The organism is Helicobacter sp. MIT 00-7814 (assembly GCF_003364115.1).
In the GTDB taxonomy this organism is placed as follows: domain Bacteria; phylum Campylobacterota; class Campylobacteria; order Campylobacterales; family Helicobacteraceae; genus Helicobacter_F.
Genome location: NZ_NXLL01000020.1, coordinates 19,040 through 39,683, shown reverse-complemented (window position 1 = coordinate 39,683; position 20,644 = coordinate 19,040). Strand labels below are relative to the sequence as shown.

Sequence of the window (20,644 nt, the reverse complement as noted above, 5' to 3'; positions counted from 1 at the left end):
CCTCCCCCTTATCAATCCCCCACCCCCGACAACGCTTCTTGTGGTTGCGCCTTTGGCACTACCATTTGATTCTAATGCTATCGCGTATTTGAGGTGGTTTAAGAATCAGAATCCCCCTAGTTTTTCCCCGCCGAGTATATGAAAATGCAAATGTGGCACTTCCTGCCCGCCATCTGCGCCGATATTGCTAATCACCCTATACCCGCTTTTTTCAATCCCAAGCTTCTTTGCCACTTCTTTAATAAACTCGCCTAATCCAGCCAAAGTTTCAGAATCCGCGCTCTGAAAGTCTTTCACGCTTTTTTTTGGGATTGCAAGCACATGCACGCGCGCCTTTGGATTAATGTCTTCAAACGCCAAAAAATGCTCATTTTCTAGCACCTTTTTGCATGGTAACTCGCCTGCGATGATTTTTTCAAATACATTCATTGAGATTCTCCCTGCGTTGTATTTCCCTATATTGTGTTATTTCCTTGTCAAAAACGAAATAAACGCGCGCATTATAGCATATTGCTTTAAAATTCTTTTTTAAGATTAAAAAGCCCCTTGATAATGAGGCTAAAGAAAATCCCTTCAAAAATCGCGCCAAAAATACACGAAATATAAAGTGCATCGCTAAGCACACCAAATTTTTGCCCCATACTTGCGACAATGACTAAAAAAGTCAGCGGCATACAATCGCTAAACGCAAAAAGTAGCGTGTGTTTGAGATTCTTAAAATAGCGCAAAAACACCACGCTTGCCGCGCAGATTCTAATACTTAGCATACCTAGCACAAGATAGAGCGCGTGTAGTAAAATATGCGGATTTTCCACCACGATAGGAATATCAATAGTCGTGCCAACATAAATAAAGAAAAATGGCACAAAGAATCCAAAGCCCAAGTCATTGAGCTTTTCAGGTAGTGTGTGTTTGTATTTAAAATAAGTCGCAAGGATAACGCCTGCAATAAATGCGCCCAACACCTTTTCTAATGAGAGCGCAGTAGTTAGCACGATAAAAAGCACAAAAAGCAAAATCACAAAGCGGATATCTTGAGAATTTGTATCATCATGCGGGAGAAGCAAAAGTTTTAGATTCGGAAACCACCAAAACAAAATATTTGCAAGCTTAAAAACACCAACCACGCAGATTAAAAAAATAGAAAGTATTAATAAGCTCTCACCCAACTGCCAATTAAAGCCGTATTTATACGCGCCTTCCATTGTGATAAGCACCGCGATGCTCACCACCTCGCCTAGGATTCCGATTTTTAGCGCGAGATTGAGCCATGGTTTATCCTTGCCATAATCGCGTATAAGCGCCATAATCATACCTAAGCTCATCACAGGCAAAAGCGCTAGGAAAATAATAGGCAACGCCAAAACCACCACACAAAGCGCAGAAAGCCCATACAGCATCACAAAATACGCCCCAGCGCGGTAGAGAAACTGCCTATCCATAGCAAGGAAGTTTTTCAAATCCACCTCCATACCGCATAAAAACATCAAAAACAAAAGCCCCGTATTTGCGACAATCATTATGTAAGTATCATGCGGATTCACAAGACCAAAATAGCCCGCAAAAATGCCAAGCAAAATTTCTGCAACAACGATGGGAATCTTTGTGAGATTGCTTAAAGGCGTGGCAAGGACGATGAGAATCGCAACAATTGCAAATGGCAAAAGAAATTCCATAAATATCAAACCTTAAAAAATGTAATAAATCGTGCCATTATACCCTGCCAAAGCAAAAGGGAACATAAGGGGAAAATTGAAGCGTGCTAAAAATCAAGCGCAAGTGCGAGCCAACTTTTGAGATTAAGCTCATAATAAGAAAGCGCGTAAGAGGCGCTAAAGCGCATTTGCAGGCTCAAGCGCTTGTAATTTATCGCATCTGCGCCAAACTCGCATAGCAAGCCATTTGAGATTCCATCTCTATCATACACGATTGAATGATCACCCAAAATCCCAACGCCATTGCCGGAGAGATTAAAATCGCTCATCGCGCCAAGATTGAGCCACCATTTAAATGTCTCTATACGCCCTAAAAGCTTGCCACCTAGAAAAAAATTTAGCCCATAATCATTTGGATCATGCAAAGAATCCGCCCCGCCAAAACGCCACAAATGCCTGTATGGCACAAAAAGATACTGCTCGATTCTCACATAGGGATAGAGCGCGAGATTTTCAAACTCAAAAACATAGCCATAATCAAGGTTTAGCATAAGGCTTAGCTCATCAAATTGATTTTTGCGCACGGAAGGGATTCCAAAATTTACCCCGCCCTCAATGCCGATGAGATGATAGCCAAGCGCACTTTGTGAAAATGCAAGATCAAAGGCACTAAAAAATCCGATATTTTGCGCGCTTTGTGGCGTTTGAGAGGTTTTTGGGTGGAGGTTACTTTGAGTGAGATTAAGCTGATAGAATCCCTGAAAGGCGGTATTTTTGGCAGTATAATGCAAACTCACGCCTTGCGAAGTGATAGAAAAATCATTATTTTGCATATGCGAGTGCAGGTAACCAAGCCCCAAAGTGTTGTTGTAAGTAGGGCGCTCTTGCGTGCCAAAGGTTAAAGAAAGCATACAAGCTACGCACACAAGCACTCTTAAATACAAAATCTCTCCTTTTAGGTTTTAAGGATTCTAAAAATTTAATAAATATTTTTTGTTTTAAAAATTAAGCGTATAGAATCCTTACAATAGCGCGACTTTGCACCATTGCAAGGATTTGAAAGAAGTTAAATCTTAAGAGTAAAATTATTTCATCTGCATTGCGACTTCTGCAGCAAAATCTTCGACTTTTTTCTCAATACCTTCGCCCAACTCAAAGCGCACATATTTTGTGATTTCAAGCTCATCGCCAAGCTCTTTGCCGACATTTTCTAGCACTTGCGCGATTGTTTTTTTATCATCCATCACAAAAAACTGCCCTAGCAAAGTTAGGCGCTGATCGATAAGCGTATTATCCGCGATGAAGCGCTCAATTTGCCCGGGGATAATTTTTTCCCAAATTTTTTCAGGCTTGCCTTGTTTTTGCAATTCTGCTTCAAAGTCCTTTTTTGCTTGCTCCAACACTGCGGGTGTAAGCTCGCTACGACTGATATAAGTAGGGATTTTATGCAATGGCTTGCCAAGTCTTTGTAGCTCTTCATTTTCCTTTGTGAGCTCTGCGATAAGCGCGACTTTTTCTTGCTTGATAAATTCAGAATCTAGCTCCGTGTAGCTAAGCACTTGAGGTTTCATCGCAGCTGCGTGCATGCAGAAATTACGCGCTAGCTCAGCAGCCTTTGCTTTTGAACTTTCTTTTTTATACGCGATTGCAATAAGCACGCCAACGCGCCCATTTGAATGCACATAGCCATTTACCACGGCATTGCCTTGCACCTTGATGGTGTCGATTCTGCGGATAACGATGTTTTCACCAATTTTTGCGATATTTTGTTGCAAATATTCTTCAAATTTTGTGCCATCAACCACGCTTGTGTTAAGGCTTGAAACTTCGTTTAGCTCGTTATCAAACACGATTTTTGCGCTTTTTTGCACAAGCTCTTTGAAGGTATCATTTTTTGCCACAAAATCCGTTTCAGAGTTGATTTCAAGCAAACTTGCTTTGCTAAAATCACTTGCCACTTCAACGCTTACAACGCCTTCGCTTGCGATTCTATCGGCTTTTTTCGCAGCTTTGCTTAAGCCCTTTTCGCGCAAATATTCCACTGCTTTTTCAATCTCGCCTTTTGTCTCTACAAGCGCCTTTTTGCAGTCCATCATTCCCGCGTCAGTGAGATCGCGGAGTTTTTTTACTAATTGTGCTGAAATCTCCATGATTATTTTTCTCCCTCTTGTAGTTCTGCTAGCACTTCTTGCTTTTCTTCTTCTGTCGCTGGGGTTTGCTCTTGCATAGCTTCTTCAAGCCCGCTATCTTTATTTTGCGCGCGTCCTTCTTGTATCGCTTCCGCCATTTCCTTACAGAAAAGCTGGATTGAGCGGATCGCATCATCATTTCCCGGAATTGGATAATCCACTTTATCCGGATCGCAATTTGTATCAAGTGGCGCAACTACAGGGATTCCAAGTCTTCTAGCTTCTGCGACTGCGATTCTTTCTTTCACCACATCGATGACAAAAATCATATCAGGGACTTTTTTCATATGGCGCACACCGCCGAGGTATTTTGTGAGTTTTTCTTTCTTACGCATAAGCATGAGCTTTTCTTTCTTTGTAAGTAGGTCGATTTGCCCGCTTTCTTCCATTTGCTCGATAACCTCAAGCTTACGCACAGATTTTTTAATCGTGCTAAAGTTTGTCAGCATACCGCCTAGCCAGCGATAATTTACATAAGGAATATTGATAGATTCCGCATATTGCTTGATTGTCTCGCTTGCTTGCTTTTTGGTACCCACAAACATAATTGTTTTGCCCTCACTCGCCGCCTCGCGCACGATATTGTAAGTGTATTTAAAGTAGCGCAAAGTCTTTTGCAAGTCAATAATGTGAATATTTTTGCGCACACCAAAAATGAAGCGTCCCATTTTTGGATTCCATCGTCTTGTCTGATGCCCGAAATGCACGCCGCACTCAAGCAAATCTTTCATCGTAATCATTGTGTCTCCTTTTACTTTGTTTTGGTTTTGCCTCCATACCCATTAGCGCAAACTCTTTTTAGCAGAGAATCCGCAACCGCACAAGGATTGGTATGTGTGAGCTGTTTAGCTTTTAGCCTAAAACTTTAGAAAAAAGCGCGCAATTCTATCGCGCAAATGCTTAAGTGATGGTTAAAATCTCAAAGCAAAGTTTTCTTTACAGAATTGATTTTTCGGAATTAAATTTGCTTAACTTGCATTAACAAGCAGATTTTAGGAGTTGTGAAAATGGATTTTGTCAGCATTATAATGGGAAGCAAGAGTGATTTTAGCGTGATGAATGAGTGCGCGGAGGTATTACGGAAGTTTCAAGTGCCTTTTGAGCTCATCATCTCATCTGCCCACCGCTCGCCTGCGCGCACGCAAGAATATGTCATCGACGCGCAAGAGCGTGGCGCGCAGGTGTTTATCGCAGCAGCTGGCATGGCAGCACACTTAGCAGGAAATATCGCGGCGCACACTTGCAAGCCTGTGATTGGTGTGCCATTGGCTGGAGGTGCGCTAGATGGGCTAGATTCTCTACTTTCAACGGTGCAAATGCCTTCTAGCATTCCTGTAGCCACCCTTGCGCTTGGCAAAGCAGGCGCGATAAATGCGGCGTATTTGGCGATGCAGATTTTGAGCCTTAAAAATGACGAGTTGGCGGGCAAACTCATACAAGATCGCGTGATGAAGGCTAAAAAAGTAGAGCTTGATTCTTCAGAAGTGGAAGTAAGGATTTAACACCATGCAAAATACAGAATCTAGCGCGCAATCCAGCACACAAGAGAGCCCACAAACTCCGCAAACTGCCCAACAAAATAGCGCGCCCACAAATCCACAAAACACCCAAAATACGCAAGCTAGCACCACTGCTCCCACGCCACTTGAGACAAAAGGCAATGCAACTTGGATGAGTTTGGAAGAGTTTTTAAAGCTCTCTGGCTTACCACAGGAAAAAGTCCTAGCACTTATAGAATCTGGAAGTATCCTTAGTAAAAAAGAAGGGGATAAGGTTTTGATAGATGCCACTAGCGGGACTTCAGCACTTGTAAAACGCGTGGAATATAGCCTACTTAGCTCAGATACAAGTGGTAATGCACTTGATCCGCTTTTTGTGGAAAAGACAATTTCAACAATTTTGAGCCTGCATGAAAAGGTAGTCGCAGGGAAAGATGAAACCATCAGCGCGTATAAAAATGAAAATTCTTTCCTCAAAGAAGCGCTTGTATCGATGCAAGAAGTCTATGATGATGATAAAAAGACGATGGAAACCCTGCGCTCCGAGCTAGAGCGCGCACGCGAGGAAAATGAATTTATGAAGCGCAAATATCGCCTTATGTGGGGAAGAGTGTCGGACATGAGCGGAAAATAAGGTGTAAAAAAATTAAAAATAGCCCTAAATTTTGCACTAGTAAAATATAAATTAAGAATAGAATCAAAGGAATTTGCAAAGATTCTAATATTTTCAAAAAAATAATAAAAACAAAGTGGATTTTCCCTAACGGGAAGAAGGGGCGCAAGCTAAAAAGAAGCTTTAAAACACCCTTTTTAGGAGATTTTCAACCCTTAGGATTGTGATAAGTCTATCTTCGCGCTTGCCGATGCCCTGCATAAGCTCTTCGCTCTCACTTATCGTATCTGGCACTGGGTCAATGTCGCTGTAATTGATGCGCACAGCTTCATTGAGCTTGTCAATCACAAATCCCACAACTTCATCTTTATGATACACGACTAAATATCTTGTATCTTGGTCTTGTTTAATGGCTGAAAGCCCAAAGCGCAAGCGCAAGTTAATAAGCGGAAATATGCTTCCGCGCAAGCTAAACACGCCCATTACATAATTTGGTGTGCCGGGCACACGCGTATAATCGATAGGCTTTACAATCTCTTTTACATTAAGAATTGGCACAGCAAATTCTTCGCTCCCTACATCAAAACTAATCACTTGCAAAGTTTCTTCATCAAAGCCCACGCCCTCGCCTGTAGGCTTTTTATTTTGCTGCTTATCAAAAACTTCTTTTAATTGCTCGTTCATTATCCTACTCCCCTTCTTTTAGGTTGATATTGCGTCTTACGACATTGGCGAGATATTCAGGTGTGTAAGGCTTTGTGATATATTCTGTCATACCAGATTCTACCCCGCGCATTCTGTCAGTTTTGCTGTTACGACTTGTAACGGCGATAAGTGGCAGATTCTTAAATTTATTATATTTGCGCACTTCAGAGGCGAAAGTATAGCCGTCCATTTTTGGCATTTCGATATCCACAAGCACCGCATCAATTTGCTTATCACCATTTTTTACGATATCTAAGCCCTCCAACCCATTGCTAGCTTCTAGCACGGTGACGCCGAGGCTTTTTAGGCATTTTTTCATAATCGCTCTATCGGTGTTGCTATCATCAATTGCAAGCACAACATAATCGCTCGGCGAACTTTTTGTTTTTTGCGTTTCTGCTTCATCGATGAGTTTATTAATGCTGACTTTGACGCGTTTTGCCATTTCCATCATACCCGCGACATCAACGATGAGTGTGATTCTACCATCACCCCTTACAGTCGCACCAGCGATGCCTTCTGTGCCTTTGAGATAGTAACCGAGTGATTTAATCACCACTTCCTCTTGTCCGATGAGGTAATCCACAATCACGCCGATTTTCTGATCTGCCAAACCGATGATGACGACATACACTTCATTCATTGCTTCTAACACAGAATCTACCTTGAAAATATCCGCTAAACGCACGAGTGAAAGCACTTCATCGCGCAACCTTAACACGCTCTTGCCATCGACTGCATAAATTTCATCTTGACTAATACGCACGGTTTCAATAACCGATGAAAGCGGAATAGCGTAGTATTCCTCTTGTGCTGCCACAAGCAAGGCTTGGATAATCGCAAGAGTGAGCGGGATTTTGAGCTTTTGGGTTGTGCCCACACCCTTTTCAGATTCTATCTCAATGATACCATTGAGCTTTTCGATATTGGATTTCACCACGTCCATTCCCACGCCACGCCCAGAGACATTGGTAATTGTCTTAGCGGTTGAAAATCCGGGCTTAAAGATAATATTAAACGCCTCTTTATCGCTCATAGCATCAGCTTCGCGCTCACTAATAAGCCCTTTTTCCACAGCTTTTTGCTTAAGCATTTGCGCATCTAAGCCCTTGCCATCATCTGTGATTTCCACCACGATATGATTGCCTTCATTATAGGCTTTGAGCTGGACGGTGCCTGTAGCTGGCTTGCCTGCGAGCTTTCTATCCTCTGGAGATTCTATACCATGATCGCAAGAGTTTCTAATAATGTGGATTAGCGGATCGCCGATTTCCTCTACGATGGACTTATCAAGCTCTGTCTCTTCCCCTGTGATAACAAGATCAATGCTCTTATTAAGCTCGCGAGAAAGGTCGCGCACCATGCGTGGGAATTTATTAAACACCTTGCCGATAGGTTGCATACGCGTTTTCATCACTGCAAGTTGCAAGTCAGTTGTAATTGATGAAATGCTAGAAACCACTTGGTTGAGTTCTTCTAGGAATTTTTCCCCATCATAGCGCTCTTCCACATCGCCATAAATTTTAATAAGGCGGTTTTTACCTAGCACAAGCTCTCCGATGAGATTCATCAAGTGATCCAAACGGCGCACATCCACGCGCACGGTTTGTTCCACATTTGTTGCTGGTGTGTTGCCATCATCTTTTTTCATACCCGCTGGTTTAGCGCTCGCACTTGCAGCAGCTTTTGGCGCAGCTGCAGCTGGTGTGCTAGTAGCTGGCTTTGGCGTCTGGGCTTTTGCAGGTTCTTCGCTTGGCGCATGTGGGGCTTGGATATCTTGTGTAACACCTTGTTTTTTGAGCTCTTCTCTGCGTGCTTTATCCGCTTCTTGGCGTTTTTTTAGCAAGCGCTCGATTTCAGCCTCCACTTGCTCCCCGCTCATTGAAGAATAATCTAAATCCGGCTCATCAGCAAGGGGATTTGTAGAATCCGCACTTGCTGTGGGCGCTGAAGATTCCGCTGTTTGGGATTGTGGCGCTGGGGTTGCTGGCGCAGATTGCGCTTCTTGCGCGTTTTCTGCACTTGGTGTAGCGCCACCTGAAGAAATAGCTTGCAATCTTTTCACCGTATCGGCAATATCAATTCCGCTATTTGCGTCCGTGCCATTGTCTCTAATCGCATTTAGCAAGGCTTTCATCAAATCCACCGACTGCAACACCACATCCATAATATCCGGCGTGATTTTTAGCTCTGCACGGCGCGCTTTATTAAGAACATCTTCCATATTATGCGTCAAACTTGTAAGAATATCAAAATTTAAAAACGAGCTAGATCCCTTAATCGTGTGCGCCACGCGGAAGATTCTATTTAAAAGCTCTAAATCTTCTGGGTTATTTTCAAGCTCGACTAAGTCCTGATCGAGCTGTTCAACCATCTCAAATGCCTCTATGAGGAAGTCTTCCATTATCTCTTGCATATCATCCATTGCTAAACCTCACTTTTTACAGAGTTTAAAATTAAATAATTTGGCTATTTTAGCAAATTATTTCAATAAAATCCTAGAAATTTCATCATAAAATAATCCCGCGTCAAATTTTACCAAATATGCATCCGCTCCCAACTCTTTACCTTTCTCTTCGCTCAATTTATCACAAATCGAAGAGTTAAAGATAATTGGAATCCCAGAAAACCTCGCATCTTGCTTTACTTGCGCTGCAAAATGGAATCCGTCCATTCTAGGCATTTCCACATCTGAAACAATGAGTTTGAGATGATCTTGCAGCTTATCTCCATACTCGCTATAAAGCTTTTCTAGCTTTTCAATCCCATCTTCACCATCGATTGCTTCCACAATCTCAAAGCCCACATTGCGCAATGAAGTGCGCAAAAGCTTGCGCGCAATAAGGCTATCATCTAAAATCAGCACTTTTCCTTCAAATTTTGGAATCTCTTTTCTACTTCCATCATCATTTAGCAGTGTTTTCATCGGATCGTAGAAATTCAAATCATTAATAATACCCTCTAAATCCAAAATAAGTAGCGTTTTATTATCTTCAATCCTCGTGGTGCCTGTGATTTTGCCCCTTTGATTATCATCTCCGCCAAAAACCGCGCCCTCAATATCTTTCCAACTAATGCGCCTAATGCGTCGCGCCTCGTGGATTACAAAGCCAATTTTAATGTTATTAAACACCGTTACGATGACTTTGCGACTTTTGCTTTTGCTAGGATCAGCCTGCACACGCATCCAAGTAGCTAAATCCACCAAAGGCACAATCTCACCACGCAAATCAAAAGTCCCAAGCACATAATCAGGCGCAGCGGGCAAGTCAAAGATATGGTTTGGAAACTCGACAATCCCTTCTACCTTAGCGACATTGATTCCATAAATGCCCTCATAGACTTCCTCTCGTATCTCAAAGATTCTAAAATCCACGAGCTGCATTTCGTTTGTGGCGATTTTTGAAAGATCTTTTCTCTCGTTTAGAGACATTCTCACTCCTAAAAAATAAATCTAGCTCACTTTAAAAACGCTTATTGTAATGCAAAAATACTTCCATTTATATAAAAAGAAGGCAAACAAATATACAAAATCTCTCCTTTTGTGAATCTCGCATCTAAATGAAAGTGTCCTTCTATGATGATTTTTGGCATTTTGCAATGTTTGTTGGAAAAAAATTTTTCATACGCAAGCAATCTTTTTTTGCAAAATTCCTCGCATTTTTGTGAATCTGCCTCAAAATCTCGCACTTTTTTTTGCAAGATTTTTTTCTCTAGATTCTCATACAACTTGCCATTTGTCAAAATATCAGCAATTTTAAGAATCCACAGCCCAAAACTAGAATTTAGCGCGCCAATATAAAATTTATATTTGAAATTTAAAAACAAATCCCCATGCGCCAAACTCACGCTTTTCCCTTGAAACTCCGCAAGCAAAGGCTGTTGCGAGCGCGAGATAATACGCACATTTGGCAAATCCAAATAGCGCAAGCCAAAATCATGATTCCCTTCAAACCAAAATACCTCAGAGCGCTCACTCAAAGCGCGCACAGATTCCAAAAGCGCGCAGTTAGAATCTGTGCTTTTTTTAAGATTCCCCACCAAAACCTGCGCGATATCGCCCATCAAAAACACCTGCGAAGCATTTGTGGAATTTAGCAATGTTAAAAGTGCTTGGCTTGAACTTTTTGCATGCGCGCTATTGCCTCCCCAGTGAGAATCTGCCACAAAAAGCGCGTCATTTGCGATAAGTATTTTTTCCATCATTAAAACCCGCAACCTACGCTACATTCACGCCCACACCACAATCACGCTAGCGCGCTAGATTCCCACTTTTGGTATCCCGCAATCCTCATCAAAACCACACATTAAGTTCGCATTTACCACTGCTTGCGAGCTTGCACCACGCAAAAGATTATCAATCGCACTGCTAATAAAAAGCCCACGCCCGCGTTTAAGCGCAAAAATATCGCACATATTGCTTCCGCGCACATTGCTAATGCGCGGCGGCGTGGTGCAGATTCTCACAAATTGGCTCTCTTTGTAATGCGCGCGCAAAATTTCTAATGGATCAAAATCCTCGCTCACTTCGCTTTTAAGCGTTGCAAACACACTTGCAAGCATTCCGCGCGTAAGCGGGCTTAAATGCGGGACAAAATGCACTTGCAAATTTTCAATCCCCCCAAACTCCGCGCATTTCTCCTCAATCTCAATTTGATGACGATGAGACAAGGGCGCGTAGGCGAAAAGATTTTCATTAATACTTGGGAAATGCGTATCATCAGTTAGCTTCTTGCCCGCGCCACTTACGCCACTTTTTGCATCAATGAAAATCCCTTCTTTTTGGATATAGGGCAAAAATGGCAATAACGCCAAAAGGCTTGCTGTTGGGTAACAGCCCGGATTTGCGACAAGTTTAGCGCATTTGATAGAATCGCGCGCATATTCTGGCAGTCCATACACCGCGCTTTTTAGATTTTTCTTATCCACATGCGCGCAGTATGTGCGCTCATAATGCGCTAGATTCAAGCGATAATCCGCGGATAAATCTATGATTTTTGGGATTTTTTCAGAATCTACGCGCTCATGCATTTCCTTGACAAACTCCATCGCGCTTTTATGCGGAAGCGCGAGGAAGAGAACATCGCATTTTTGGCAAGCTTGCTTGACATCAGCTTTTTGCACTTCATTATCTAAGATTCCAAAAAACTGCGGGTGGATTTCACAAAGCTTCACGCCTCCTTGCGTGTTTGCAAGATAGGCGATTTCAAACCTTGGGTGAGAATGCAAGATTCTCACTAATTCCGCGCCTGTGTAGCCACTCACACCGATGATTCCAACTTTTTGCATACTCTTTCCTTTTAGCCTCAAATAAAGCTCGGCGCATCATTGCTAAAGAGAATCAAATCATTTGGCTGCGTGCAAGCTTTTAGCATAGATTCTAGAGAATCTTTAGTTTGCAAGAAAATCTTTTGCGCGTTTTTTATGTTTTCGCGGAAAATGCTTGCATTCAGCGCGCCTGTGATAATGACGATATCAAAAACCTTGTCAATGCTTTGTGCCAGCTCGATATTTGCCTCGCGCGTAGATTCTACGATTCCGGGTGTGATGATAACCTTGCGCCCGGGATAGAGCGAGGCAAGGCGCACAGATTCAAGCATGCCTTTAAGGTTCCCATTAAAGCTATCATCTAAAATGACTTTTTGATTTGTGATGATTTTTTGCAATCTATGCGCAGTAGGCTCAAAGCGCGCCACAGCGTTAATAATATCTTGTATCTTTATCCCAAGCTCAAGCGCGACACTTACCGCCGCTGCGATATTATAGACATTAAATGCACCCAAAATCTGCGTTTGAAACGCATACCATTCACCAGCAATTTTTAGCTCAAAGCTCGTGCCTTCCAGCGTAGCGTTGATATTCCTACACGCCGTTGGGTAGAAAGATAAAAGCGCTTTTTTGTCAGAATCTAGCTCTTTTGGTAGGGCATTTTCTTTGAAAACAAAGGCTTTTTTCAAGCGGTTAGAATTAAGCAATTCAAACTTTGTATTTGTGATATTTTCTAGCGTTTTAAAATACTCCAAATGTTGCGCGCCAACTTCGCCAATGACGGCATATTGCGGATTTAAAAACTGCGCGATTTCATCAATATCGCCCTTTAGTCGCGCGCCTGCTTCAGTGATGTAAATATCTGTGCTGTATTCAAGCTTTTCATTCACATCAGCCACAATCCCGCGCAGAGTATTCACACTTCTAGGCGTGGCATAGACGCTAAAATGCGTGCTTAAGATTTGCGCGAGATAGTTTTTGATGCTTGTTTTACCAAAACTTGCAGTAATGCTTACAATAGTAAGCCTGCTCATGCAATCAAGCTTATCTTTTGCAATTTGTATGTATTGCTTCAAAAGCACCGCTTCATACACATGAGAAATCACTAAGGCAAAAACGAGTGGCAAAATATGCATAAAAACATTATCCACATCAAAAACAAGTGTAAGCACCTCATCTAAAAGCACAAAAGTAAGTGTGAGCGCAAAAAAGCGCCAAACGCGCCTTGTAAATTTCAGTGGCTTATCTTGCTTAAGTCGCCAAAAAATAAGCGCGACTAAAAGCACCAGCGCGATGATAATGGCGTATTCCTCAAAATCTAACAAATACAGCGCGACAAACACCAACAATGGCAAAACAAAATACCAAATATGCCACATAAATTTATGATGCATGAAAAGGATTCTATAAAAGCTATAGTTATACCACTGCAGCAGCGTGATAAGATAATACGCAAACTCAAAAACTAGTAAAAATCGCGTGATAATGCCTAGAAAATCTTGTATATTCATTATGCCTCACTTTATGATAGTAAAATTTTCAAATCTTTTTGCGCTTTGGGATTCTTGTATATTTTGGGAATCTTGCGCGCCCTTAACCTCTTGCACACGCTCAACCACTGCGCGCTCGGGTCCTCTTTTTAGAAAAATAAGATATTTCTTTAGCAGTTTTTCGCTCCCTTGCGCCCATACTTCCACACTGCCATCACTTAGATTCTGCGCGCTACCAAAAACTCCAATTTGCTCTGCCTTATACTTTGCATACTTGCGATAGCCCACGCCCTGCACTTTCCCAAAGATGAGAAAATGCTTGATTGTCTCTTTATTTTGCGTGCTAATTTGTGCCTGTTCTTGCATATATTGCTCCTCTATAATCTGCGCTTGCTTCATAAAAAAATAATGATCCCCGGGCAATGGCGAAAAAAAGCTATTTTGTATGAGTTCCGCGATTTTCATTCCAGAATCTAGCGGTGTCGCGCTATCTTCCTTGCCCCAAAAAATAAACGCCTCTGCCTTGCATGCGCGAAATTCCGCGCTAAAATCCTCATTTACGACATTTTTAAAGGTTTGATACATTGCCTCATTTAGCCCCGCGCTATCTTTTGCACGCAAGGCTTTTGCGCTAATGCCAAGTTTTTTTGCAATTTTTGCAAGCAAGATTTTTGCGCACACGCTTAAAGATTTTTTCCTCACAATGCCCGCTGAACTTAGCAAAATAAGCTTTTCCTCTGCCAAAAGTGTAGCGACTTTCCCCCCAAAACTATGCCCTAGCATAATCCATTCCAATGAATCCAGCGCCTCATTTTGCGCCTTTAGCTCATTAAAGAAAAGCTTTAGAATCTGCGCGTAATCTTTCGTAAATAGCGCCACTTCGCACGCACTCGCGCCAAATCCGGGCAAGTCAATATAAAGATGCACAAACTCCGCAAAGCTCTTTTCAAAGCTAAGCTTCATCAACTCCTTATTGCTCCCCCAACCATGTAAAAACACAAGCACGCCCTTTGGGTGAGAAATTGAAAGGTTTAAAAAATTATAACTTAGCCCAAAACGCGTATTTTGGTAAGTGATTTCTTTAAGCGCCACTTATTTTCCCTTAGCACGCGTGATTTGCTCGATATAAGAATAGCTTACTTTAATGGGTTTTTTCTTTGGCAGATTATGCGCGAGATTTTCTAGCACTTTTTCAAAATTTTCAAACAAATAATTCGCCCCAGAGCCCGGGATCGGGTTAATCTCATTCAAATACACCTCATCATTTATCACAAAAAAATCACAGCGCACAATTGCGCCTTCAAACATATTTTCATAAATTTTTGCAAAATTTTCCTGCAACGCATTTTGCAAATCTTGCGAGATTTCCGCTTTTTGCAAACTTTGCGTGCGCGAAAAATCTAAATATTTGTTTTCAAAATCCAAAATTTCATTTTTCTTTGGCTCCTCAACGAGTGAAAAAATAAATTCATCCTTAATCTTGCAACCTGCCAAATTATATTCCCTCACATTCTCTATAAAAGGCTCCACCACGACATTTTCATCATATTCAAATGCAGAATCCAGCGCATAATTTAGCTCTTTAGATTCTCTTACAATATTCACACCAATCGAGCTTCCAAGGCGCGCTGGCTTTAAAATAAGCGGAAAATTTTGTTTAAGATTTTCTCTTGTGCGCTGGTTTAGGACTTCATATTCTAGCACCTTCACACCGCGCGAAGTGGCATAAAGCTTTGTCAAAGCCTTATCAAAGCTTAGCACGCACGCTTCAACCCTAGGCGCGATATAAAAGATTTTATAAAAATCAAAAAGCGCGCTTAGCGTGCCATCTTCCCCATCTGCGCCATGTATAAGGCTATAAAGCGTGTGGATTTTTAATAAACTTTTGCGCTTAAAAAATCCCTTATTTTCATAAAATCCCCCAAGTCCCAAAGAGAGCTCTGGGCATTGCTTATACAAGCCTTTTGCAAAAAATGAGGCTTTCATATTGCTAGAATCTATCAAGTAAAATTTATGTTCAGAATCTAAAAAGATAAAAATAAGCTCATTTTTTAGCACCTTTTTTAGCGCAATCGCACTTACAATGCTTATCTCATGCTCAAAACTCGCTCCACCAAAGACAATGCCAAAATTCATTCACCCCTCCTTAAAAATTTGCAAAATTCACGCGCTTTTAAAAAATAAAATTACTCACAAAAATCGCCACAATCACTAATGGCACGATAAACTTCACATAATAAAACCAGATTCCCACAAAGATGCTTTTTATATCCTTATCATTGCTAAGCTCGCGCTTTGCCTCACCTTTAAGAATCCACCCAACAAACAGCGCGCACAAAAGCCCTGTCAGCACAAAAAGTATATTCCCACTCACCCAATTAAAGCTATCAAAAACGCTTTGATTTAGCACACAGGGAACATTCCCAAGCACAAAGATTCCCAAAAGCGTGATGGCGATGCTCTTTTGACGCGAAAATTTAAGCTTTTCTTGCAAAATAGTAATAATGACTTCATAAATAGGCAGCGTCGTTGTAAGTGCTGCAATGAGTAATAACAAAAAGAATCCAACCGCCACAATCGCGCCAAAGTGCATTTGCGAAAAGGCAATGGGCAAAGACTTAAACACCAAATCCGCGCCAAAATCCGGCGTCCCGCCCACGCTATAAATCGCTGGAAAAATCATAAATCCAGCCAATAGCGCAATAAGCGTATTTATCACGCCTGTAAGGCTTGCTACTTTCAATAAATGCTCTTTTTTATCCAAAAATGATGAAAGCGTAATCACCACGCCAAAGCCAAGGGAAAGCGCAAAAAACACCTGCCCCAGCACCTCGATAAAAAGCTTCGCGCTTAGCTTGCTAAAATCTGGGTGAAGATAGAATCTTATGCCTTCCATCGCACCTTCAAGCGTGAGATTGCGCGCGATGATAAGCGCGAAAAATAAAAAAAGTAATGGCATCAAAAAGCTTGCCACGCGCTCAATCCCGCCAATCACGCCACGTGCTAAGATAAACCAATTCACCCCAACAAAAAGCGCGGTAAAAAGCGCCACGCGCAAAGGCGCGCTCTCTACATTCTGCGCATAAAAGCTTTGCGTTTGCTCCAAACTTAGCGGACTTGACAAATCAAGCCCACCGCTAAAAATCCCCACAAGAAAGCTCAAAACCCTGCCCGCTAGCACCATATAAAACGCCATAATCCCAAATGAGCCAAGCGCGCCCAAAATCCCTGTGATTTTCCAGAATCTGTGGATTTTTTTGCCATTCACACTTCCGCCAAAGCAATCGATACTATTGCAATGCGTGCGCCTGCCGATGACATTTTCTACCAAAATCATAGGAATTCCAATCAAAAGCATCGCAATACAAAAAAGCAACACATACGCGCCACCGCCATTTTCCCACACCAAATATGGAAAACGCCAAATCGCACCAAAACCAATAGTCGCCCCAGCAATGGTAAGAATGTAGGTAAATTGACTGCCAAAACGCGCTCGCATGCACCGCCTTTAGTTTTTTGTAAAAATTAAGCGCGCGCATTGTAGCTTGAATAAACTAAAAAGCTTATTAGTCAAAAATTTTCTTAAAAACGCACTCATTTCGCCCACCACAAATAGGGGCTAAAGCCGTATATGGGGGCATTTTGTGGCATGGCGATTCTATCATTCCAAAATGCCACGCGATAGCCTTGCGCGTGAAAATGCGGAATGACATAAAATCCCCAAAGCAAGATTCTATCAAGTGCGCGCCCATAGGCTTCTTTTTCCTCCTCATTGCGCGCGTTTATAAGCCCATTTATAAGCGCATCGACATTTTTTTCATCAATGCGCGCGTAATTGCGCCCGCCACTTTTTTGCGCCGCCTCGCTCCCCCAATAAAAACGCTGTTCGTTCCCCGGATTAAGGCTCTGCCCCACAAGCTCGATAACCATATCATACTGAAAATCCCTCAAGCGGTTTGTGTATTGTATATCATCGACTTTTGTGAGCGTGGCGCGGATTCCAAGGGTTTTGAGATTTTCAATAAAAGGCAGGCAAATGCGCTCAAACGCTTCGTAATTGATGAGAATCTCAAACTCTAGCGGTTGGTTTTGAGAATCCACCAACACGCCATCTTTAAACACAAAGCCCGCTTGCTTTAAGAGCTTTGCGGCGTATTTGAGATTTTCCCTACGATCTTGTGCTAAAAGCGCCTTGTTTGGCTCATGCTTCACGCCTTCCCAATCCACATAACCAGATTCTATATTTTGTGGCAATGCCAAATCCGTGCGCGGGATAAGGTAGGCAAAATTTAGAATCCGCGCATCATCAAGCTCTAGCTTTTGCAAAATTTTGCGCTCTAGCCCCTTTGGGACACCACTTGAGGCAAAGCGGGAATTGTCAAAAATATTTATCGTGCGCTCATACTGATTGAAAAATAAATGCGCGTTGCTCCATTCAAAATCAAAGGCGTAAAAAATCGCCTCGCGCACGCGCTTATCCTTGAAAAATCGCTGTTTGGTGTTGAAAAAAAATCCCTGAAGTGTGCTAGGAAGCTTATTTGGGATAATGATTTTGCTTAAAAGCTCTTGCTTGTTTGTCTGATAGTCTTTCGCCCACACTTTCGCGCTTGACTCCACACGCCAATCATACGCGCCACCTATAAACGCCTGCTGTGCGACAACAGGATCTTTGTAGTATTCAATAATGATAGTATCAAAATTAAAGAAACCTTTGCGCGTGGGGTGATCTTTCGCCCAATAGTTTGGATTTCTCTTATACACAATCTTGCGCCCAATCTCATAAGAATCCACGCTATACGCGCCACTGCCAACAGGAGGCGTGAGAGAATCTGCGCCAAAAGTGTTTTTGCCATTTTTGTAAAAAATATGCTTTGGTAGAATGGGAAGCTGGGAGAGAATAAGCGCGAGTTCGGAATTTTCATTCGTTTTAAACACAAAGCGCACGCGTTTAGAATCTAGCACCTGCACTTCCTTGACATCTGCATAATAGCGCTGGTATTCAAGCTTGCCTAGATTTATCAAAGTATCAAAGCTAAACTTCACATCTTCCGCACTCACCGCCACACCATCGCTAAAGCGCGCGCGCTCATCAATCACGCATTCCAAAAAGTAGCCCTGCGGATCTTTGATAAACTCCTTTGCGATAAGCCCATATTCTGTCGCACTCTCATCAAGCGCGCCAACGCCGAGCGTGTCATACACGAGCGTGTCGAGATTTGAAGCGGGATTGCCTTTTTGGATGAAGGGATTTAGCGAGTTAAAATCTCCTAGCTCGTAACTTTTGAGAATCCCGCCCTTTGGCGCGTTTGGATTTGCGTAATCAAAATGCGTGAAAGTTTTTGGGTATTTTGGCGTGCCAAAAAGTGTGAGCGCATGCATGCCACCTTGCGCCATATTTTGCGCCTTGTCATGCGTCCCCTTAGGTGTCTCACCATATATCCCCTTAGGCGCTTCGCCTTGCGCCCCAAATGCCACACAAAGGCTAAAAATACTGATTATAAAGATTCTCATCGCGTGGATTCTCATTATATTGATTTTTGTTGCATAGATTTTTGCTGTGTAGATTCTCGCCACCAAAACCCCTTGCTTAAAAGCGTAATTTTTGGCGCATTATAGCTTACAAATTTAAGTGTGTTTTGAGTGTAGCAAAAAACCAAATAGTAATTTATTTATAAACCTTGCTTCTATGATTGAGTGCCACGACAACCACGAGCAATTCTTGCTCTCTAATCTTGCAAATTAACCTATAATCACCAACTCTATAACGCCAATAATCTTTAAGATTCCCACGCAGTGGCTTTCCCATATCTTTTGGATTTTCTAATGCTTCAACTTTTTTGAGATATTTAAGAATCTGAATTTGAATGCTTTTGCTAAGCTTTAAAAACTCTTTTTCGGCTCTTTCCTCAAAGCTCACTTGCATTGATATTAGCCTTTTTCATTAACTCATCTAAACTACTTAAGCGCGGATTTTTAAGCAATCTTTCCTCAGCTTCAAGCGCAGATTTGTAATCCTGCATATCTTCGAGGTAGTTTTGCAAAGCATTAGTAAGAATCTGCTCTTTACTTAAATCGCTCTCTTTTTGTGTGAGAGTAAGCAAATGCTCTATTTCTTGTGAGATTATAGTCATGCTAACCCCTTAAAATTTTGTTATGAGAGTGTAACACTTTTTACAAAATGAAGTCAAGGTGTGTGGGACTTATGAGGTGTAGCCACATTTGCATTTTTCCCCGAAACTCTCTATAATGCCTGCAAAATAAATCTAAAACGAAAGGAGAAAAGGCTATGGGTAGCTTTGCACTAGGTTATCTACTTGGTATGACATTTAGTGATACTAGCATTCCAGCTAATGGATACACTATGGATCGCTCAGATAGAGATATGACTTCTGAGGAATGGGCTAAAATCTGCGCTGATGATGACAAAAGCAAAGGCTTAATCACTTCTAAGAAAGAATGGAAAGCAGCCTATGAAAAATACCTCAAAGAAAGCAAAGACTCTAAAGAGGAGTCATATTGGAATGCGTGGGATAGTGCAGCAAAGGCAAAGGTTGTTGAGAGATTGAGGAATCACGAAAATGGATATTGGGTTCTAACTTATCTTAAAGAACCTATTTATCCCCAATTCACGCAAGATGATATTGCTAATTTTATTGAAAGTGGAGAATTAAAAGTAATTAGCTTGGACTCCGTTCCTCCAGTAGGTGTTGTAACAGCTATGTGGGCTGACGAGAGTAGAGAGGAAGCTAAAGATCCTACTTATATAAAACACTTAGAAAGATTAAAGCAGGAAATGAAAAAAGGACAATATAGAATTATTAATTAGCACGAAATAGTGCTAATTAACTTTAATTACCAATTAGGCTTAACTCCCATCTCAACTATCCCCCCATTACTTCCCAAAGGATTCTGATGTAAAGCATTATATTGTCTTTCAAACGCATTTGCTCTACTTGGGCTTTGCTGTCTAAAGTCTCTCATAAATCCTCTTTGCTCTCTCCCACTCATAGTCCCAAAATCTCTAAACATAGAGTTTGAGAATGTATAAGAGCCTGAATATTCTAATCGTGGCGCATTACTTGGAGCAGCTGTAGGTTTCCCTGCTAATCCTCTCTCAAGCATACTAGTTCTTGTCGTAGCAGCTAGCTGATTTGCTCTGCCTACTCCTATTGCCATTGTGCTTTCAGCCCCTATAGCTCCGACATTGGCTAAAGTCTTAAAATTA

General features: G+C 41.8%; 21 protein-coding genes. 3 read left to right on the top strand and 18 right to left on the bottom strand.

All coding sequences use genetic code 11. From position 1 onward, the window contains the following. Positions 1-105 precede the first annotated feature (105 nt). From CQA49_RS07110 to rpsB, 5 genes are all read right to left on the bottom strand, one after another. Positions 106-429 carry a histidine triad nucleotide-binding protein gene (locus CQA49_RS07110; protein WP_115575275.1) on the bottom strand — a complete coding sequence of 108 codons (324 nt, stop codon included), beginning with the start codon at positions 427-429 and terminating at the stop codon, positions 106-108. An 86-nt stretch (positions 430-515) separates the two neighbouring features. After that, positions 516-1,676, bottom strand: a complete 1,161-nt coding sequence (locus CQA49_RS07105) for a cation:proton antiporter (protein ID WP_115575274.1) — start codon at positions 1,674-1,676, stop codon at positions 516-518. Positions 1,677-1,762: 86 nt separating this feature from the next. Next, complete coding sequence (locus tag CQA49_RS07100; protein ID WP_115575273.1) at positions 1,763-2,599, bottom strand: hypothetical protein; 837 nt, start codon at positions 2,597-2,599, stop codon at positions 1,763-1,765. A gap of 141 nt (positions 2,600-2,740) precedes the next feature. Further along, complete coding sequence (gene tsf / locus CQA49_RS07095; RefSeq protein WP_115575272.1) at positions 2,741-3,808, bottom strand: translation elongation factor Ts; 1,068 nt, start codon at positions 3,806-3,808, stop codon at positions 2,741-2,743. Beyond that, positions 3,808-4,584, bottom strand: a complete 777-nt coding sequence (rpsB, locus tag CQA49_RS07090; protein WP_115575271.1) for a 30S ribosomal protein S2 — start codon at positions 4,582-4,584, stop codon at positions 3,808-3,810. Before rpsB ends, tsf begins: the two co-directional genes overlap by 1 nt. A gap of 267 nt (positions 4,585-4,851) precedes the next feature. Here rpsB and purE point away from each other — a divergent pair, with 267 nt between their 5' ends. Then, positions 4,852-5,346, top strand: coding sequence for a 5-(carboxyamino)imidazole ribonucleotide mutase (gene purE, locus CQA49_RS07085; RefSeq protein WP_115575270.1), 495 nt, complete (start codon positions 4,852-4,854; stop codon positions 5,344-5,346). A 169-nt stretch (positions 5,347-5,515) separates the two neighbouring features. Further along, on the top strand, positions 5,516-5,977 hold the full coding sequence (locus tag CQA49_RS07080) for a DUF3972 domain-containing protein (protein WP_258864255.1): 462 nt from the start codon (positions 5,516-5,518) through the stop codon (positions 5,975-5,977). A 162-nt stretch (positions 5,978-6,139) separates the two neighbouring features. Here the strand turns inward: CQA49_RS07080 and CQA49_RS07075 are convergent, their stop codons facing one another. The 12 genes from CQA49_RS07075 to CQA49_RS07020 form a co-directional block, all read right to left on the bottom strand. Then, positions 6,140-6,640, bottom strand: coding sequence for a chemotaxis protein CheW (locus CQA49_RS07075; RefSeq protein ID WP_115575268.1), 501 nt, complete (start codon positions 6,638-6,640; stop codon positions 6,140-6,142). 4 nt (positions 6,641-6,644) lie between these two features. After that, positions 6,645-9,086, bottom strand: coding sequence for a chemotaxis protein CheW (locus CQA49_RS07070; RefSeq protein WP_115575267.1), 2,442 nt, complete (start codon positions 9,084-9,086; stop codon positions 6,645-6,647). A gap of 57 nt (positions 9,087-9,143) precedes the next feature. Next, positions 9,144-10,094, bottom strand: coding sequence for a chemotaxis protein CheV (locus tag CQA49_RS07065; protein WP_115575266.1), 951 nt, complete (start codon positions 10,092-10,094; stop codon positions 9,144-9,146). A gap of 41 nt (positions 10,095-10,135) precedes the next feature. Next, positions 10,136-10,867, bottom strand: a complete 732-nt coding sequence (locus CQA49_RS07060) for a metallophosphoesterase (protein WP_115575265.1) — start codon at positions 10,865-10,867, stop codon at positions 10,136-10,138. A gap of 54 nt (positions 10,868-10,921) precedes the next feature. Beyond that, positions 10,922-11,950, bottom strand: coding sequence for an N-acetyl-gamma-glutamyl-phosphate reductase (argC, locus tag CQA49_RS07055; RefSeq protein ID WP_115575264.1), 1,029 nt, complete (start codon positions 11,948-11,950; stop codon positions 10,922-10,924). A 17-nt stretch (positions 11,951-11,967) separates the two neighbouring features. Continuing rightward, positions 11,968-13,440, bottom strand: coding sequence for a UDP-N-acetylmuramoyl-tripeptide--D-alanyl-D-alanine ligase (locus tag CQA49_RS07050; RefSeq protein ID WP_115575263.1), 1,473 nt, complete (start codon positions 13,438-13,440; stop codon positions 11,968-11,970). A gap of 6 nt (positions 13,441-13,446) precedes the next feature. Then, positions 13,447-14,511, bottom strand: coding sequence for an alpha/beta fold hydrolase (locus CQA49_RS07045; RefSeq protein ID WP_115737604.1), 1,065 nt, complete (start codon positions 14,509-14,511; stop codon positions 13,447-13,449). Next, positions 14,512-15,555 carry a D-alanine--D-alanine ligase gene (locus CQA49_RS07040; protein ID WP_115575262.1) on the bottom strand — a complete coding sequence of 348 codons (1,044 nt, stop codon included), beginning with the start codon at positions 15,553-15,555 and terminating at the stop codon, positions 14,512-14,514. A gap of 37 nt (positions 15,556-15,592) precedes the next feature. After that, positions 15,593-16,918, bottom strand: coding sequence for a sodium-dependent transporter (locus tag CQA49_RS07035; protein WP_115575261.1), 1,326 nt, complete (start codon positions 16,916-16,918; stop codon positions 15,593-15,595). A gap of 95 nt (positions 16,919-17,013) precedes the next feature. After that, positions 17,014-18,993: an extracellular solute-binding protein gene (locus tag CQA49_RS07030; RefSeq protein WP_258864253.1), complete on the bottom strand. Its 1,980-nt coding sequence runs from the start codon at positions 18,991-18,993 to the stop codon at positions 17,014-17,016. Between the two features lie 91 nt (positions 18,994-19,084). Next, positions 19,085-19,342, bottom strand: coding sequence for a type II toxin-antitoxin system RelE/ParE family toxin (locus CQA49_RS07025; protein WP_115575260.1), 258 nt, complete (start codon positions 19,340-19,342; stop codon positions 19,085-19,087). Beyond that, a complete protein-coding gene (locus CQA49_RS07020; protein WP_115575259.1) occupies positions 19,326-19,550 on the bottom strand; it encodes a hypothetical protein in 225 nt (74 codons plus the stop codon). The genes CQA49_RS07025 and CQA49_RS07020 overlap by 17 nt, the downstream gene beginning before the upstream one ends. 155 nt (positions 19,551-19,705) lie before the next feature. Here CQA49_RS07020 and CQA49_RS07015 point away from each other — a divergent pair, with 155 nt between their 5' ends. After that, complete coding sequence (locus CQA49_RS07015) at positions 19,706-20,245, top strand: hypothetical protein (protein WP_115575258.1); 540 nt, start codon at positions 19,706-19,708, stop codon at positions 20,243-20,245. 26 nt (positions 20,246-20,271) lie between these two features. Here CQA49_RS07015 and CQA49_RS07010 read toward each other — a convergent pair whose 3' ends face one another. Next, positions 20,272-20,595, bottom strand: a complete 324-nt coding sequence (locus CQA49_RS07010) for a hypothetical protein (protein ID WP_115575257.1) — start codon at positions 20,593-20,595, stop codon at positions 20,272-20,274. Positions 20,596-20,644 lie beyond the last annotated feature (49 nt).

Coding starts and splice junctions, on each gene's coding strand:
- purE (WP_115575270.1), top strand. CDS start 4,852: ATGGATTTTGTCAGCATTATAATGGGAAGCAAGAGTGATTTTAGCGTG.
- argC (WP_115575264.1), bottom strand. CDS start 11,950: ATGCAAAAAGTTGGAATCATCGGTGTGAGTGGCTACACAGGCGCGGAA.
- CQA49_RS07010 (WP_115575257.1), bottom strand. CDS start 20,595: ATGGCAATAGGAGTAGGCAGAGCAAATCAGCTAGCTGCTACGACAAGA.
- CQA49_RS07015 (WP_115575258.1), top strand. CDS start 19,706: ATGGGTAGCTTTGCACTAGGTTATCTACTTGGTATGACATTTAGTGAT.
- CQA49_RS07070 (WP_115575267.1), bottom strand. CDS start 9,086: ATGGATGATATGCAAGAGATAATGGAAGACTTCCTCATAGAGGCATTT.
- CQA49_RS07050 (WP_115575263.1), bottom strand. CDS start 13,440: ATGAATATACAAGATTTTCTAGGCATTATCACGCGATTTTTACTAGTT.
- CQA49_RS07075 (WP_115575268.1), bottom strand. CDS start 6,640: ATGAACGAGCAATTAAAAGAAGTTTTTGATAAGCAGCAAAATAAAAAG.
- CQA49_RS07060 (WP_115575265.1), bottom strand. CDS start 10,867: ATGATGGAAAAAATACTTATCGCAAATGACGCGCTTTTTGTGGCAGAT.
- CQA49_RS07065 (WP_115575266.1), bottom strand. CDS start 10,094: ATGTCTCTAAACGAGAGAAAAGATCTTTCAAAAATCGCCACAAACGAA.
- CQA49_RS07105 (WP_115575274.1), bottom strand. CDS start 1,676: ATGGAATTTCTTTTGCCATTTGCAATTGTTGCGATTCTCATCGTCCTT.
- CQA49_RS07035 (WP_115575261.1), bottom strand. CDS start 16,918: ATGCGAGCGCGTTTTGGCAGTCAATTTACCTACATTCTTACCATTGCT.
- CQA49_RS07040 (WP_115575262.1), bottom strand. CDS start 15,555: ATGAATTTTGGCATTGTCTTTGGTGGAGCGAGTTTTGAGCATGAGATA.
- CQA49_RS07110 (WP_115575275.1), bottom strand. CDS start 429: ATGAATGTATTTGAAAAAATCATCGCAGGCGAGTTACCATGCAAAAAG.
- CQA49_RS07080 (WP_258864255.1), top strand. CDS start 5,516: ATGAGTTTGGAAGAGTTTTTAAAGCTCTCTGGCTTACCACAGGAAAAA.
- CQA49_RS07020 (WP_115575259.1), bottom strand. CDS start 19,550: ATGACTATAATCTCACAAGAAATAGAGCATTTGCTTACTCTCACACAA.
- rpsB (WP_115575271.1), bottom strand. CDS start 4,584: ATGATTACGATGAAAGATTTGCTTGAGTGCGGCGTGCATTTCGGGCAT.
- CQA49_RS07025 (WP_115575260.1), bottom strand. CDS start 19,342: ATGCAAGTGAGCTTTGAGGAAAGAGCCGAAAAAGAGTTTTTAAAGCTT.